The sequence below is a fragment of the Delftia sp. 11MD genome (assembly GCF_050907895.1).
Classification (GTDB): Bacteria; Pseudomonadota; Gammaproteobacteria; order Burkholderiales; family Burkholderiaceae_C; genus Comamonas; species Comamonas tsuruhatensis.
In genome coordinates, this window is record NZ_CP194333.1 from 115,238 (window position 1) to 129,186 (window position 13,949).

General features: G+C 67.9%; 13 protein-coding genes. 5 read left to right on the plus strand and 8 right to left on the minus strand.

All coding sequences use genetic code 11. From position 1 onward, the window contains the following. The first annotated feature begins 80 nt into the window (after positions 1-80). Positions 81-500 (plus strand): hypothetical protein, encoded by a 420-nt coding sequence (locus ACRSCF_RS00515; RefSeq protein WP_016447348.1) that lies wholly within the window; start codon positions 81-83, stop codon positions 498-500. A gap of 297 nt (positions 501-797) precedes the next feature. Here the strand turns inward: ACRSCF_RS00515 and ACRSCF_RS00520 are convergent, their stop codons facing one another. Next, positions 798-2,663, minus strand: coding sequence for a phosphoenolpyruvate carboxykinase (GTP) (locus ACRSCF_RS00520; RefSeq protein WP_016447349.1), 1,866 nt, complete (start codon positions 2,661-2,663; stop codon positions 798-800). Here ACRSCF_RS00520 and ACRSCF_RS00525 point away from each other — a divergent pair. Beyond that, positions 2,647-2,898, plus strand: coding sequence for a hypothetical protein (locus ACRSCF_RS00525; RefSeq protein WP_126311565.1), 252 nt, complete (start codon positions 2,647-2,649; stop codon positions 2,896-2,898). The two genes, ACRSCF_RS00520 and ACRSCF_RS00525, sit on opposite strands and share 17 nt — an antisense overlap. 92 nt (positions 2,899-2,990) lie before the next feature. Here the strand turns inward: ACRSCF_RS00525 and ACRSCF_RS00530 are convergent, their stop codons facing one another. After that, positions 2,991-3,140, minus strand: coding sequence for a hypothetical protein (locus tag ACRSCF_RS00530; protein WP_016447350.1), 150 nt, complete (start codon positions 3,138-3,140; stop codon positions 2,991-2,993). Positions 3,141-3,230: 90 nt separating this feature from the next. After that, positions 3,231-4,430, minus strand: coding sequence for a threonine ammonia-lyase (locus tag ACRSCF_RS00535; protein WP_016447351.1), 1,200 nt, complete (start codon positions 4,428-4,430; stop codon positions 3,231-3,233). Between the two features lie 135 nt (positions 4,431-4,565). Between ACRSCF_RS00535 and ACRSCF_RS00540 the strand changes: the two genes are divergently transcribed. Next, a complete protein-coding gene (locus tag ACRSCF_RS00540) occupies positions 4,566-5,594 on the plus strand; it encodes a helix-turn-helix transcriptional regulator (protein ID WP_016452245.1) in 1,029 nt (342 codons plus the stop codon). Positions 5,595-5,701: 107 nt separating this feature from the next. After that, a complete protein-coding gene (locus tag ACRSCF_RS00545) occupies positions 5,702-6,814 on the plus strand; it encodes a siderophore-interacting protein (RefSeq protein WP_017405671.1) in 1,113 nt (370 codons plus the stop codon). 45 nt (positions 6,815-6,859) lie between these two features. Here ACRSCF_RS00545 and ACRSCF_RS00550 read toward each other — a convergent pair whose 3' ends face one another. Continuing rightward, the gene (locus ACRSCF_RS00550; protein WP_244387698.1) at positions 6,860-8,380 is read right to left on the minus strand and encodes a class I adenylate-forming enzyme family protein; all 1,521 of its coding nucleotides are present in this window, start codon (positions 8,378-8,380) and stop codon (positions 6,860-6,862) included. Between the two features lie 45 nt (positions 8,381-8,425). Continuing rightward, positions 8,426-10,120: an acyl-CoA dehydrogenase family protein gene (locus ACRSCF_RS00555; protein WP_432675178.1), complete on the minus strand. Its 1,695-nt coding sequence runs from the start codon at positions 10,118-10,120 to the stop codon at positions 8,426-8,428. Positions 10,121-10,169: 49 nt separating this feature from the next. Here ACRSCF_RS00555 and ACRSCF_RS00560 point away from each other — a divergent pair, with 49 nt between their 5' ends. Then, positions 10,170-10,823, plus strand: a complete 654-nt coding sequence (locus ACRSCF_RS00560; protein WP_034365839.1) for a TetR/AcrR family transcriptional regulator — start codon at positions 10,170-10,172, stop codon at positions 10,821-10,823. Positions 10,824-10,849: 26 nt separating this feature from the next. Here the strand turns inward: ACRSCF_RS00560 and ACRSCF_RS00565 are convergent, their stop codons facing one another. The 3 genes from ACRSCF_RS00565 to ACRSCF_RS00575 all read right to left on the minus strand — a co-directional run bounded on the left by ACRSCF_RS00565 (position 10,850) and on the right by ACRSCF_RS00575 (position 13,875). Further along, a complete protein-coding gene (locus ACRSCF_RS00565; RefSeq protein ID WP_016452240.1) occupies positions 10,850-12,028 on the minus strand; it encodes a sensor histidine kinase in 1,179 nt (392 codons plus the stop codon). Further along, positions 12,013-12,738, minus strand: a complete 726-nt coding sequence (locus ACRSCF_RS00570; protein ID WP_016447358.1) for a response regulator — start codon at positions 12,736-12,738, stop codon at positions 12,013-12,015. The genes ACRSCF_RS00565 and ACRSCF_RS00570 overlap by 16 nt, the downstream gene beginning before the upstream one ends. A 132-nt stretch (positions 12,739-12,870) precedes the next feature. Next, positions 12,871-13,875, minus strand: coding sequence for a fimbrial protein (locus ACRSCF_RS00575; RefSeq protein ID WP_034365836.1), 1,005 nt, complete (start codon positions 13,873-13,875; stop codon positions 12,871-12,873). Positions 13,876-13,949: the final 74 nt, after the last annotated feature.

Genomic DNA, 13,949 nt, shown 5'->3' on the forward strand with positions numbered 1-13,949 from the left:
AACTCTAGGGTAAACCCTATAGTTACACCTAGTCGCCCGCCACGCCGTCAAAAGCGGCCATTTAACTGGGTTTATCTGCCATGAGCAACTTCATTTACAACTCCTACTGTGTCGAGCACCCTGGTGTGGTGCATGTCTATCAAGCCGCCGACGACCGCAAGAGCGCCGTCAAGCGTTTCTCCGGCAAGCGCGGCGCCAGCGCCCTGCTGCTCGCTGCCCTGGTGGCCGCGCTGATGGTGGTGGTCAACGAGGTGGCCCACAACTGGACCGACGGCCACATGCTGGGCGCCTGGGTCGTGCTGTGGGTTGCCGCCTTCATGGGCTTGGCCCTGTTCTCCGCCCCCGCCCGCCGCGCCGCCATGATGGCCCGTGCCGGCTACCGCGCCTGGACCGAGAGCCGCCAGCAGGCCGCCGCTGACGAGCGCATCTGGAACGCCGCCCTGCAGGACGCCCGCCTGATGGCCGACCTGGCCCGCGCCATGGATAGGCAAGGTAGCTGATCTCTGCCTGGGGCGCCTTGCGGCGCTCCTCCAAAAAAAGCCGCTGCCCACAAGGCGCGGCTTTTTTGTTGTCTGGGGGCGTCGTTGAAACGCCACAAAAAAGGCCTCGCAGTGCGAGGCTTTTTCCATGGGTCGAGAGCTACTCAGGGATTCATTGTTCTGTGCATCTTCCACAGTCCATGAAACGGGCGCTGCCCAAAGCAAGGGGCACCGAGGAAGGGCCGCCCCGCACCGAGGGTGCCGTCCCCCCCCCCGCGAAGCGAGAGGGGGAAGCGGCGTAGCCGCTCAGGGGAAGCTTTATGTGCCCAGGCGCTTTTCCAGTTCGGCCTTGGTCACCAGCAGCTCCTGGGGCAGCTTGTGGGCCAGCTTGTCGAAGTGCTCGGTGTGCAGCTGCATTTCCTCGGCCCAGGCGGCCTTGTCGATGCTGGTCACGCTGGCGAACTGGTCGGCGGAGAAGTCCAGGCCGGTCCAGTTGATCTCGGCGTACTGGGGCGCAATGCCGAAGGCGGTCTGCTCGCCCTGTGCCTGGCCTTCGAGGCGGTCGATCATCCACTTGAGCACGCGCATGTTCTCGCCGTAGCCGGGCCAGACGAACTTGCCGTCGGCGTTCTTGCGGAACCAGTTGGTGGTGAAGATCTTGGGCAGGGCCGCGCCCTGGGCCTGGATCTTGGCGCCCAGCGTAAGCCAGTGCTGGAAGTAGTCGCTCATGTTGTAGCCGGCAAACGGCAACATGGCGAAGGGGTCGCGGCGCACCACGCCCTGGGCGCCGAAGGCGGCGGCCGTGGTTTCCGAGCCCATGGTGGCGGCCATGTAGACGCCTTCGGTCCAGTTGCGGGCCTCGGTCACCAGCGGCACGGTGGTGGAGCGGCGGCCGCCGAAGATGATGGCGTCGATCTTCACGCCCTTGGGATCGTCCCAGGCTTCGTCCAGCGCGGGGTTGTTGGTCGCGGCCACGGTGAAGCGGGCGTTGGGGTGGGCGGCCTTGGCGCCGGTCTCGCGGGCGATCTGGGGCGTCCAGTCCTTGCCTTGCCAGTCGATCAGGTGATCGGGCAGCTTGCCGGTGTCCTTGTCCATGCCTTCCCACCACACGTCGTTGTCGTCGGTCAGCGCGACGTTCGTGAAGATCACGTTCTTGTCGAGGCTGGCCATGCAGTTGGGGTTGGTGTGGTAGTTCGTGCCCGGGGCCACGCCGAAATAGCCGGCTTCGGGGTTGATGGCGCGCAGCGAGCCGTCGGCCTGGGGCTTGATCCAGGCGATGTCGTCGCCGATGGTGGTGACCTTCCAGCCTTCGAAGACCTTGGGCGGCACCAGCATGGAGAAGTTGGTCTTGCCGCAGGCGCTGGGGAAGGCCGCAGCCACGTGGTACTTCTTGCCTTCGGGGTTGGTCACGCCCAGGATGAGCATGTGCTCGGCCAGCCAGCCCTGGTCGCGGCCCATGGTGGAGGCGATGCGCAGCGCAAAGCACTTCTTGCCCAGCAGGGCGTTGCCGCCGTAGCCCGAGCCATAGCTCCAGATTTCGCGCGTCTCGGGGTAGTGGACGATGTACTTGGTCTTGTTGCAGGGCCAGCTGGTCTGGTCCTTCTCGCCTTCGGCCAGGGGCGCGCCCACGGTGTGCACGCAGGGCACGAACTCGCCTTCCACGCCGATCACGTCATACACGGCACGGCCCATGCGGGTCATGATCTTCATGTTGACGGCCACATAGGCGCTGTCGGACAGCTCCACGCCCACGTGGGCGATGGGCGAGCCCAGCGGGCCCATGGAGAAAGGCACCACATACATGGTGCGGCCGGCCATGCAGCCGTCGAACAGCGGCTGCAGCGTGGCGCGCATCTCGTTCGGGGCCATCCAGTTGTTGGTCGGGCCTGCGTCTTCCTTGTTGGCCGAGCAGATGTAGGTGCGGTCCTCGACGCGCGCCACGTCGGACGGATCGGACCAGGCCAGGTAGCTGCCGGGGCGCTTGACGGGATCGAGCTTCTTGAAGGTGCCGGCATCGACGAGCTGCTGGCACAGCTGCTCGTATTCCTCCTGCGAGCCATCGCACCAATGGATTTTGGCGGGCTTGCACAGTGCGGCCATCTCGGCCACCCAGGCGATCAGGCGGCTGTTCTTGACATAGGCGGGGGCCTGGATGTTCAGGCCTTGCATGACGGGTGCGTTCATCGCGGAGCTTCCTTCAATTGAAAAAACCAGTTTTTCAAAGGGGACGCGCCTGCTGCACCGCGCCAACTTTGAGAAACGGGCTCTCGTTCAGTCGGCGCGCGAAGGAAGCTCTTCTCTAGGCGGCGAAGCGGCGCTGGCGGAAGCTGGCGGCGCACCGGCTGGGGATTCGATTCTAGGGAGCGGTCACGAATTTGTCAGCAAACGAATGGCAAAAACTATGCATTCTATGCATTGAAGTATGCAATATGAACGATGAAATTGCCTGTTGAAAAGGCAAGCAAAAAGCCCCGCAAAGCGGGGCCTGGTGCAGGGGCAGGAGGGCCGGATTCAGGCCATGTTGACGGCAATGAAGGCCAGCAGAAACATCAGCACGGCGCCTGCCAGGGGCAGGATGACAGGCATGTAGGGGACGACGGCCTCGGTGGCGTCTTCGGGGGCCGGCTGCTCGCCGTGGTGCGCTGCGGGATCGTGCGTCATGCAAAAGCTCCTGGCTTGCCAATGGGGATGCCTGATTCTAGGCAGGCCTGTCCCCTGGCGCCTTCGGGGAAAGCCATGACATCGGGCCTGCTAGACGGCATTGACCTGCATGCCTTCGGCCTGAAGGGCGGCTATGACCTCGTCGATATGGGCCTTGTTGCGCGTCTGCAGCACCAGCTCGATTTCCACGCTCTGCGCGGCCAGCATGGTGAAGGCGCGCTGGTGGTGGACTTCCTCGATATTGGCGCCCGCTGCAGCCACCGTGGCCGTGATGCGCGCCAGCACGCCGGGCACGTCGCGCGCGCTGACCTTGATGCGCGCCAGCCGCCCGGAGCGCACCATTCCGCGCCCGATGATGGCTGCCAGCAGCAGCGGATCGATATTGCCGCCCGACAGGATCATTCCCACCTTCTTGCCCGCAAAGCGCTGCGGATGGCGCAGCAGCGCGGCCAGGCCTGCGGCGCCCGCGCCCTCGACCAGGGTCTTCTCGATCTCCAGCAGCATGAGCACGGCCTGCTCGATGTCGCCCTCATCGACCAGCAGCATGTCGTCCACCAGGCGTGCCACGACTTCCTGCGTGATCGCGCCGGGCTGGGTGACGGCAATGCCTTCGGCGATGGTCGAGGTGCCCATCGGCAGCTCGGCCTGGCGTACGGCATTGAACATGGACGGAAAGCGCTGGGTCTGCACGCCGATGATTTCGATGTCCGGGTTCAGCCCCTTGGCCGCCGTGGCCACGCCCGCGATCAGGCCGCCGCCGCCAATGGCCACGACCAGCAGGTCCAGATCCGGCTGTTCGGCCAGCATTTCCAGCGCCAGGGTGCCCTGGCCCGCCGCGATCTGCTCGTCGTCATAGGGATGGACAAAGCACAGGCCCTGCTGCTCGGCCAGCGCGTAGGCGTGCTGGCGCGCCTCGGCCAGGGAGTCGCCGTGCAGCACGACCTCGGCGCCGAAGCCGCGCGTGCGCTCCACCTTCACCCCCGGCGTGAAGCGCGGCATGACGATGACGGCACGCACCCCCAGGCGCTGCGCGTGGTAGGCCACGCCCTGGGCATGGTTGCCGGCGCTCATGGCGACCACGCCGCGCGCGCGCTCCTCGGGCGAGAGCTGGGCCAGCTTGTTGAGGGCGCCGCGTTCCTTGAACGAGGCCGTGAACTGCAGGTTCTCGAATTTGAGATACACCTGCGCGCCCGTGATCTGGGACAGCGTGCGCGATTCCACGCAGGGCGTTTCGAGCACGGCGCCGCGCAGGCGGCCGGCGGCGTTCTGGATGTCTTGGAGGCTGAGCATGGCGCATTGTGGCGCACACGCGGGCCTGCCCGCGCCAGGCCATGCAATGGATTCCCCGCAGCCAGCGTGGTGCAGGGGGCTTTCATAAAATAAGAATCATTCTTGTCTGTGGGGCGCGCACCGCTCCGGCTGGCCATGGCTTTCTCCTCTGTCCAAACACCTGCACGCCCTCCGCGCTGGCTGGGGCGGGGCACGCTGCGTGCCTGTGACTTCAGCGGGCCCGACTACCGCATCCTCGATGCCGAGGTCACGGCGCAGGATGCGCTGCTGGCCGGGCACCTGCAGGCCTGGCAGGTCCAGCCCGGCTTGTGGCTGCATGGCGTGGAAGCCCGCGACCTGCGCACCATGAGCACGCGTTCGCCGGCCGTGCCGGGCCTGCACATGGTCGTGCTGCTGGAGGGGTGCGTGGACGTGGCCTTCGGCAACCAGGGCCTGCAGCTGCAGGTGGCGCCCGCCAGCGCCGCCGGTGCCCATGTGCAGGCCTGCGGGGCCGTCATCCACACGCGGCCCGGCGACATGTTCATGCGGCAGTGGCGGCGCGGCAAGTTCGAGCGCAAGCTCAGCATCACCGTGCAGCCGCAGTGGTTTGCCGCACAGACCCTGCCCATGGCGGCGCCGCCGCTGCTGCAGCACTGGATGGAGCAGCAATTGCTGGCCATACGGCCCTGGCAGCCCTCGCCGCGCGCCGTGGCGGTGGCCGAGCAGATCATCCAGCTGGCACGCGAGGGCTCGGCGCCCCTGCTGCTGGCCAGCCGCACGCTGGAGCTGGTGCACGAGGCCGTGCAGTCCCTCGAGGTGCCCGAGCCCGATCCGGCGCAGACCGTGCCGGGCGTGCTGGGCGTACGCGAGCACCGGCGCATGGCGCGCCTCAAGGCCCTGCTGGACAGCGGCGGCGACGGCTGCCGCACGCTGGCCGAGATCGCACGCGAAGTGGGCCTGAGCGCCAGTGCGCTGCAGCGCCAGTTCCGCCTGGCCTATGGCTCCAGCATCGACGAGTACCGGCGCGAGCAGCGGCTGGCGCGCGCCTGGGCCGCGCTGGAGCAGACGGGCTGCAGCGTGGCCGAGGTCGCGCATGGGGCCGGCTATTCCAGCGCGGCCAACTTTTCCACGGCCTTCAAGCGCCGCTTCGGCATCTCTCCCAAGCTGGTGCGTGCCCGGGTCTGACGCCCGGCGGGCGTCTTTGGCGCGTGGCGCAAACATCGGCAGGCCTGCCGCAAAGCCTGCTTGCGCCAGGCGGTGCTGCAATCTGGCAAAAGAAAGGACATACGCGAATGACACAGCTGCAGGCGCGCACCTCGGTGCACATGGACAGGCCCGACGAAGCCATTGCCGCCATCGTCGGGCACATGCAGGAGCACGACATCACCGTGCGCCGCGAAGGCACGCGCTGGGTGGCCGACTACGAAGGCGGCCGGGGCCAGCTGTGGCTGGAGGGCCGGCAGGTGCATGCCGAGGTGGCGGCACCCGGCGTGGAGCTGCTGCAGGACATGAAGCTCATGCTGGCCCACCTGCTGCTGGAGGCCACGGGCGCCGCCGACGGCTCCCTGGCCTGGGAGGGTGACGGCGCCGCGCTGCAGCGCCCGCCGGCCTTCCGCGTGCTGCAGGTGCTGGCCGTGCGCGATCTCACGCCGCACATGCGCCGCGTGCGCTTTGCCTGCGACGACATGGCGCGCTATGCGCAGGACACCCACATCCACGTCAAGCTGCTGTTTCCGCAGCCGGGCGTGACCGAGCCCGAATGGCCCACGCTGTCGGCCAGCGGCCTGCTGCGCCTGCCGGAGGGTGACATGCGCCTGGACATGCGCACGTACACCATGCGTGCGATGGGAATGGCCCAAGACGGCGCCAACGGATGGATCGACGTGGACTTCGTGCTGCACGAGGACGCCGGCCCCGGGTCGGCCTGGGCCGCGCGCGCCCAGCCGGGCCAGCGCATCGGCATGACCGGCCCCGGCGGGCGCACGGCCACCCCGGCCGACTGGATGCTGCTGGCCGGCGACGACACCGGCCTGCCCGCCATGCTGCGCATTGCGGCCGCCCTGCCGGCGCACACGCGCGGCCATGTGTTTGCCGAGGTCCAGGGTCCGCAGGACGAGCAGCCCGTGCAGGCGCCCGCAGGCCTGCAATGGCACTGGCTGCACCGGGGCGCTGCCGAGGCCGGCACCACCACGCTGCTGATCGACGCGCTGCGCGCCGTGCGCTGGCCGGATGCGTTGGCCGGTCATCCCGCCAGCCGCTTCGTCTGGGCCGCTGGCGAATTCGACACCGCCCAGGCCGTGCGCCAGTGGGCGCGCGAGGAGCGCGGTCTGGAAAAGCACGAGCAGCTGGTCGTGGCCTATTGGCGGCGCGGCATGAGCGAGTCGGATTTCAAGGCCGCGAAGTAGGCCGCCAAGTAGGCCGCGAAGCAGGCCACGCAGGAGGCCGGCGCCTCAGGGGGCGCTGCGCTCCTGACGCAGCAGAAACTTCTGCAGCTTGCCTGTGGGCGTGCGCGGCAGGCTGGCCGCAAAGACGAATTCACGCGGGATCTTGTAGCGCGCCAGCCTGTCGGCCAGGAACTGCTGCAGTGCCTCGGCCTCCGGCGCGGCCTCGCCGCGCGTCACCACGTGGGCGACGACGGTCTCGCCCCATTCGGGGTGGGGCCGGCCCACGACGGCGACGTCGGCGACCTGGGGATGGGCCGAGATCGCATCCTCCACCTCCTTGGAATAAACGTTCTCGCCCCCTGTGATGACCATGTCCTTGGTCCGGTCCACGATGAAGAGATAGCCCGCGTCGTCCAGGCGCGCAAGATCGCCCGTGCGGTACCAGCCGCCGGGCGCGAGGGCGGCGGCCGTGGCCTGGGCGTCGTGCAGGTAGCCGTCCATCACGCTGCCGGTGCGCAGCCAGATCTCGCCGGTGTCGCCCGGGCCGGCATCCTCGCCGTCGTCGCGCACCAGGCGCATGTCCACGCCGGGCAAGGCCACGCGGCCTATGGAGCCTGCGCGCTCCACCTGCTCCTCGGGGTAGAGCGTGGTGCCCGTGGGGCCGGTCTCGGTCATGCCGTAGACCTGGTAGAAGCGGTCGCTGCGGTAGGCCGTGGCCAGCTTGCGAGCCATGTCGGCGCCGATGGGGCCGCCGCCGTAGACCCAGGCGCGCACGCTGCTCAGGTCGTAGCGGGCAAAGTCGGGCAGCATCTGCAGCGGCGCGAAGTAGGAGACGGGGGCGCCGAAGTACAGCGTCACGCCCTCGTCCTGCACGGCCTGCAGGAAATGCTGCGGGTGGTACTCGCGCAGCAGCACCACGGTGCCGCCCATGTACAGCGTGCCGCCAAACCAGTTGTTGAGCGGCGAGGAATGCCAGATGGGCATGGCCATCAGCGTGCGTTCCTCGCGCGTGATGGACAGGCCCAGCGCGGCCGTGATCGCCGCCAGCGTGACGGCGCGGTGGCTCAGCAGGCAGCCCTTGGGCCGGCCCGTGGTGCCGGAGGTGTAGAGCACCTGGGCGATGTCGCCATCGGCGGGCCGCGCGCCTTCCAGGGGCCTGGCGGCCGCCACCAGCGTGTCCCAGTCCTGGACACCCGGGACGGCCTCTTGCGCCTCGGTCACAAGGCGGGCGCAGGGGTGTGGCGCGGCGGCGACCACGGGCGCGAGTGCGGCGTCAAACACCAGGGCCTTGCACTGCGCGTGGCCGAGGATGTACTGCAGCTCGGGCGCCTGCAGCTTGTGGTTGACGGGCACCAGCGCGGCGCCCAGGCGCCAGGCGCCGAACAGGGCTTCGACAAAGCCCGGCGTGTTCAGGCACATCAGGGCCACGGTATCGCCCCGGCCCACGCCCTGGGCCTGGAGGACGGCGGCAGCGCGCTGCGAGCGCCGCTGCATGTCGGCATAGCTGATGGAGGCGCCGCGGTCGCGCAGAAAGGCCTTGGCAGGCGTCTTGCGCACGGCGCTGTCGAAGGCGTCGAGCAGGTTCATGTCTTGTCTCCTTGTGCTTTGTTGTGTGGCGGGCCGGCGGCCACTTCAGGCGGGCAGCGCGCGCTGAAGGATGGCGGCAATGTCCAGGCCTGCGGGATCGAAGGCGCCCGCCACCATGGCGCCCTGCTGCGCCCCCAGGCGCGTGGCGATGAAGCCGTCGGCCATGGCGGGCGGCGCATGGCGGCGCAGCAGGCAGGCCTGGGCCAGCAGCACCAGGTCCTGCACCAGGCGGCGTGCCTGGGCCTCGAGCTGGTCAGGTGGGCCGGACAGGCGCCGTGCCAGCGATTGCGCCTGCTGCAGCAGCGCGGGCTCGCCCGCTGCCGTGTCGGTCAGGTCCTGCAGCAGCAGCTGCGCGCCGTCGGGCTCGCGCGAGATGGCGCGCAGCACGTCCAGGCACATGACGTTGCCCGAGCCTTCCCAGATCGAGTTCACGGGCGCCTCGCGGAACAGGCGCGCCATCACGCCCGTGTCCACATAGCCGTTGCCCCCCAGCACCTCCATGGCCTCGCCCGTCAGCTCCACGCCGCGCTTGCAGACCCAGAACTTGGCCGCCGGCGTCATGATGCGTTTCCAGGCGCGTTCCAGCGGATCACCCTCGTCGCCTCCACGCTCATAGGCCTGGGCCAGGCGCATGGCGATCTGCAGCGCGGCCTCGCTCTCCAGCGCCAGATCGGCAAGCACGCTGCGCATCAGCGGCTGCTCGGCCAGCCGCTTGCCGAAGACGCTGCGCCGGCGCGCATAGGCCAGGGCCTGCACCGTGGCCGAGCGCAGGATGGCGGCGCTGCCCAGCACGCAGTTCAGGCGCGTGTAGGTGGCCATCTCGATGATGGTGGGAATGCCCCGGCCTTCCTCGCCCATCAGGATGCCCCAGGCGTCCTCGAACTCCACCTCGCTGCTGGAGTTGCTGCGGTTGCCGACCTTGTCCTTCAGGCGCTGCACGCGCACCGCATTCTTTGTGCCGTCGGGGCGCCAGCGCGGTACGTAGAAGCAGGCCTGCCCACCGCCTTCCCCCATGCGCGCCACCACCAAGTGGGCATCGCACATGGGGGCCGAGAAGAACCACTTGTGGCCGCGCAGCAGGTACTCGCCGCCACGCCCGCCGGCGTACACCGGCATGGCCACCGTGGTGTTGGCGCGCACGTCGGAGCCGCCCTGCTTCTCGGTCATGCCCATGCCCAGCCACATCGATGCCTTGTCGGCCACGGGCAGGTCACGCGGATCGTATTCGTGGCTGAACAGCTTGCCCTGCAGCTGCTGCCACAGCGCCGGTTCCTTTTGCAGCAGCGGGATGGCGGCCGTGGTCATGGTGGCCGGGCACAGCGTGCCCTGTTCGACCTGGCCATGCAGGTAGAAACCTGCGGCCCAGGCGCTCCAGCGGCCCGCGCTGCTGTCCTCGAAGGGCAGGGAGATCAGCCCCTGCTGCCGGTATAGTCCCAGCAGCGCATGCCAGCTCGGGTGGAACTCCACGGCGTCGATGATGCGGCCGCGTGCGTCGAAGCGGTGCAGCTCTGGCGTGTGGCGGTTGGCCTGCTCGGCCAGCTCCCAGGTGGCGCGCTCGCCCAGCTGCTGCGCATAGCGCGACAGCGAAGGGATGTGGCGCGCAGCGCCGCTGCGCTGCAGGGCCACGGCCAGGGCGGGGTCGGCCTCCAGCAGGTTGAAGTCGGTGAGTTCGTCGACCTGGTTCAGGACGTCGTGCGTGTTCCAGGTGTGCCGTGTCTGCAAAGTCTGGCCGGTGCTCATGCGTGTCTCCGTGATCTTGGGTCTCAACCAACGCAAAAGTCTAGGAAAAATGCCCAGCAAAGGTGTTCGGGTTTCAAGGCAGCAGCCGCAGCCGCCCAAAGTGCGGCGCCGCCCCCTGCAATCGCGCGCGCAGGCCACCTCGCAGGCGCTGCAGGACGCCTTTGTTCGGCTTGTGATCGAGCAGGGCTACGAGCGCACCACGGTGCGCGAGGTGGCGGCCGTGGCCGGCGTGGGCCTGGGCACCTTCTACGAATACTTCGGCAACATGGACACGCTGGCGGCCATGTGCATCCACCGTCAGGTGCAGACCCTGCATGCCCAGGGACTGCAGACGCTGCAGGGATGCGCCGGCATGGCGCCGGCCACGCGCGTGGACCGGCTGCTGGACACCTTGGTGGACGGCATTGCGCGCGAGGCGCCGATGTGGGCTGCGCTGTTCATGCTCGAGCGCAAGGTGTCCGCGCCCGAGCCCTTCCGGCGCCACTACCAGGCCTATGTGCAGCTGTGGGCCATGGCGCTGCAGGACTGCGATCCGCCGTTGCCCGAGCCGGCCCAGCCCCTGGCGCGGCTGCTGCACACGATGACCTATGGCTGGGTGTCGCAGTCGCTGCTGGCGCTGGGGCCGCAGCAGACGCCGCAGCAACTGCGCGAGCCGCTGGGCTGGGCCATTCATGCGCTGCTGCGCAAGGCGCAGGCTGCGTAGTCCCTCAGGGCCCAGGGGCCCGAGACTCAGATGCGCGGAAAGCGCAGCGTGAAGCGGGCGCCGCCCCGCTCGGAATCGTCGGCCTCCACGCTGCCGCCCTGGGACAGTGTCAGCGCCTTGACGATGGACAGGCCCAGGCCAGAACCCTCGCGGCGGCGCTTGCCGGGCACCTGGGCAAAGCGCTGGAAGGGATGGGCGCGCAGCTCGCTGGGCAGGCCGGGGCCTGCATCGCTGATGCGCAGCACGGTCCAGGCGCGGCCTTCGATATCGGACTCCACCGTGAGCGCCACGCCCAGCCAGGCGCCGCTGGCCGCATGGCGCATGGCGTTGCTGACCAGGTTGGAGAGGATCTGGCGCATGCGGTCGGCATCGGCGCGGATGTCGGTCATGCCTTCGTCGGTGGGGCCGGGCAGGGACAGGTCCAGCTGCATGCCGTGCTGCTGCAGCTGGGGGTGGAGCTGGTCCAGCGTCTCGGCCACCAGCAGGGTCAGGTCCATGCGCTGCTTTTGCAGCGAGAGCTGGCCTGCATCGGCCATGGACAGCGTGTGCAGGTCGTCCACCAGCCGGCCCAGGTGCTCGACCTGGGACAGCAGGGTGTTCAATTCGGTGTCGTCCGCCGCGATGACGCCATCGCAGATGGCATGCAGTCGCGCCTGCAGCACCGTCAGCGGCGTGCGCAGCTCATGCGAGATCGAGGCCGCCGTGGCGCGGCGCTCGGTCTCCAGCGTCTCCAGCGAATCGATCATGCGGTTGAAGGCCACCACCATCTCGGCCATCTCGCCGTGGGCCTTGCCGGGCAGGGCGCGCGCGCTGAAGTCGCCCAGCTCCACGCGCTTGGCCACCTCGACCATGGACGCCAGCGGCCGCGTCACCAGGCGAGACACCCAAAAGCCCACGGCCAGTCCGAAGGGCAGGCACACCAGCAGGCCGATGACCAGCGACCATTTCTCGCCGAACAGCAGATCGCCCGTCCAGTACTGGCCATAGATCTGCATGGCGCGCGGGCTGTCCTCCAGCGACTGGGCGTTGAGTTCGTCCAGCTCGATCTGCACGGCCGGCGGCAGGCTGTTGTAGAAGTCGCGGTACTGGATTTCCGAGAACACCAGCACGCCGATGGCCAGCAGGGCGATGGTGCTGAGCACGGTGGCCGTGATCCACAGGCCGAAGCGCACCCAGATGCGGTTGGGCCTCAGTCCCAGGGCCATAGCCGGTAGCCGATGCCACGCACGGTTTCGATCAGGCCTTCCTGGCCGGCCAGCTGCAGCTTGCGGCGCAGCTTGGACAGGTGCGAGTCGATGACGCGCTCCAGCGCATCGCTCTCGGGCAGGCAGTGCTCGATCAGGTGGGAGCGCGAGAAGCAGCGCCGGGGCTGGGCCGCCAGGCAGGCCAGCAGGCGGAACTCGGTCAGCGTCAGGGGCAGCGGCAGGGCGCGGCCCTCGTTGTCGTAGACCACGGCGCTGTGCGCCTCGGTATCGATCTCGATGGGGCCCACGCGGATGGGTGCGGGCGCCGGGTTCTTGCGTGCCTGGGTGCGGCGCAGCACGGCGCGCACGCGGGCCACGACCTCGGGCGGATTGAAGGGCTTGACCACGTAGTCGTCGGCGCCAAGGCGCAGGGCCAGCAGCTTGTCCACATCGTCGGCCAGGGCCGTGACCATGATCACGGGCGTCTGGCTGTCATCGCGGATGGCGCGCAGCACGTCGATGCCATCCATGCCGGGCAGGTGGATGTCCAGCAGCACCAGGTCGGGCCGCAGCTGGCGGAACAGCTGCAGCGCCTCCTGCCCGTCCGAGGCCATGCGCGAACGCAGCCCGTCCCGCTCGAGATAGGCCGTCAGGATGCTGGCGATGGCGGGCTCGTCTTCGACGACGAGCACGAGGGGGGTGGTTGCCGTTGGCTGTGCTGTGGAGTTCATGGGAAAGCTGGCAGGGCCAAGCGCACATTATGGTGCGATGCCCTGCGAGCCGCAGCCCTCCATATTGGCTCCACGAAGTCTGCAATCGCGCGCAAGGCTGGCGCTGTTCATTTCCTGCAGTCCCATCAGCGGCTATTGGTAGCTCATCGTGAAGGTCGCCCTGCCATAGGCCACGCCAGGTGTCACGCTGCCGGCTGTCTGCACCAGGCGCGCGCTCAGCGGAATCTTCAGGCTGTTCTGCCCCTGTGCGACCTGGCCCGCATTCCATTGGTTGGCATTGCCCAGGCTGCCGGAGTCGGGGCCGAAGCTCACGGGCACGTTGTTTCTCAGTACCTGTATGCCGACACCCCGGGCCTTGGAGTTTTGGGCCAGCGTCAGCGTGCTCGATCGGTTGGTGGCCTGGGTGGCGTCCGTCAGCGTGATGAAGGCGGTCAGGCGTGTATTGGCTTCGCCTCCCGCGCAGGTCAACTCGATGCTGAAGTCCTTGGCTGCCGTGACGGTCCCGATTCCCTTGAAATCGGCGAACGGGGCGGGGGCCATGGCCACGTCGATCTTGCCCGTGGACACCCGGCAGGTCGGCGGCCTGGGGCGGCTGCTGACGTTGACGGTGATGCCACTCGAAAAGAATACCGTGGCCAGCAAGTCACGGGCATTGCTGGTCCCAGAGTAGATTCGTGCGAAGCTGCCATTCAGGAAACCGCCAGATGTGAGTTCCCCGGTTTTCACGAGCTCGATGGTCATGTTGTTGCTTGGCAGTGAATGGAATATGCCCTGTTTCAGCATGGACCCGGAATAAGGCGCGGCTCTTTCCCACGTGATTCTCATGCCCAGGTTGGGAATGGAGGTGGAATATATTCCACCGCTTTCCGTTCCAATGCCTTCTATGTAATAAAAATCATTGTCGCAAGAAATGTGGTAGCTGCCGGCCCCGGTATTTTGCAAAGCCATTGTCCTGGAATAGACAACGCTGCCAATCGGATAATTTTCATTGACGATGGTGGGGGTGTTGGCCGAACCCGGAAACTGGGCATTCCAGCCCTGGGAGGAACAACGGGCCCAGGATGAAATAGGGGCCATGAAGAAAATCAAGAGGAGCGGCATGGCCAATGCATGGCGCAAGATGGCTGTGAAAGGCATGCTGTGGACTCCAGCCAGGAAGATATGGATCAATGTCCTTGGGACAGGCGGCACCGGGCGCGATATCCGGTCAA

Excerpts from the sequence above, each read along its gene's own strand:
- ACRSCF_RS00515 (WP_016447348.1), top strand. The coding sequence starts at position 81 with ATGAGCAACTTCATTTACAACTCCTACTGTGTCGAGCACCCTGGTGTG.
- ACRSCF_RS00525 (WP_126311565.1), top strand. The coding sequence starts at position 2,647 with ATGACGGGTGCGTTCATCGCGGAGCTTCCTTCAATTGAAAAAACCAGT.
- ACRSCF_RS00520 (WP_016447349.1), bottom strand. The coding sequence starts at position 2,663 with ATGAACGCACCCGTCATGCAAGGCCTGAACATCCAGGCCCCCGCCTAT.
- ACRSCF_RS00530 (WP_016447350.1), bottom strand. The coding sequence starts at position 3,140 with ATGACGCACGATCCCGCAGCGCACCACGGCGAGCAGCCGGCCCCCGAA.
- ACRSCF_RS00535 (WP_016447351.1), bottom strand. The coding sequence starts at position 4,430 with ATGCTCAGCCTCCAAGACATCCAGAACGCCGCCGGCCGCCTGCGCGGC.
- ACRSCF_RS00540 (WP_016452245.1), top strand. The coding sequence starts at position 4,566 with ATGGCTTTCTCCTCTGTCCAAACACCTGCACGCCCTCCGCGCTGGCTG.
- ACRSCF_RS00545 (WP_017405671.1), top strand. The coding sequence starts at position 5,702 with ATGACACAGCTGCAGGCGCGCACCTCGGTGCACATGGACAGGCCCGAC.
- ACRSCF_RS00550 (WP_244387698.1), bottom strand. The coding sequence starts at position 8,380 with ATGAACCTGCTCGACGCCTTCGACAGCGCCGTGCGCAAGACGCCTGCC.
- ACRSCF_RS00555 (WP_432675178.1), bottom strand. The coding sequence starts at position 10,120 with ATGAGCACCGGCCAGACTTTGCAGACACGGCACACCTGGAACACGCAC.
- ACRSCF_RS00560 (WP_034365839.1), top strand. The coding sequence starts at position 10,170 with ATGCCCAGCAAAGGTGTTCGGGTTTCAAGGCAGCAGCCGCAGCCGCCC.
- ACRSCF_RS00565 (WP_016452240.1), bottom strand. The coding sequence starts at position 12,028 with ATGGCCCTGGGACTGAGGCCCAACCGCATCTGGGTGCGCTTCGGCCTG.
- ACRSCF_RS00570 (WP_016447358.1), bottom strand. The coding sequence starts at position 12,738 with ATGAACTCCACAGCACAGCCAACGGCAACCACCCCCCTCGTGCTCGTC.
- ACRSCF_RS00575 (WP_034365836.1), bottom strand. The coding sequence starts at position 13,875 with ATGCCTTTCACAGCCATCTTGCGCCATGCATTGGCCATGCCGCTCCTC.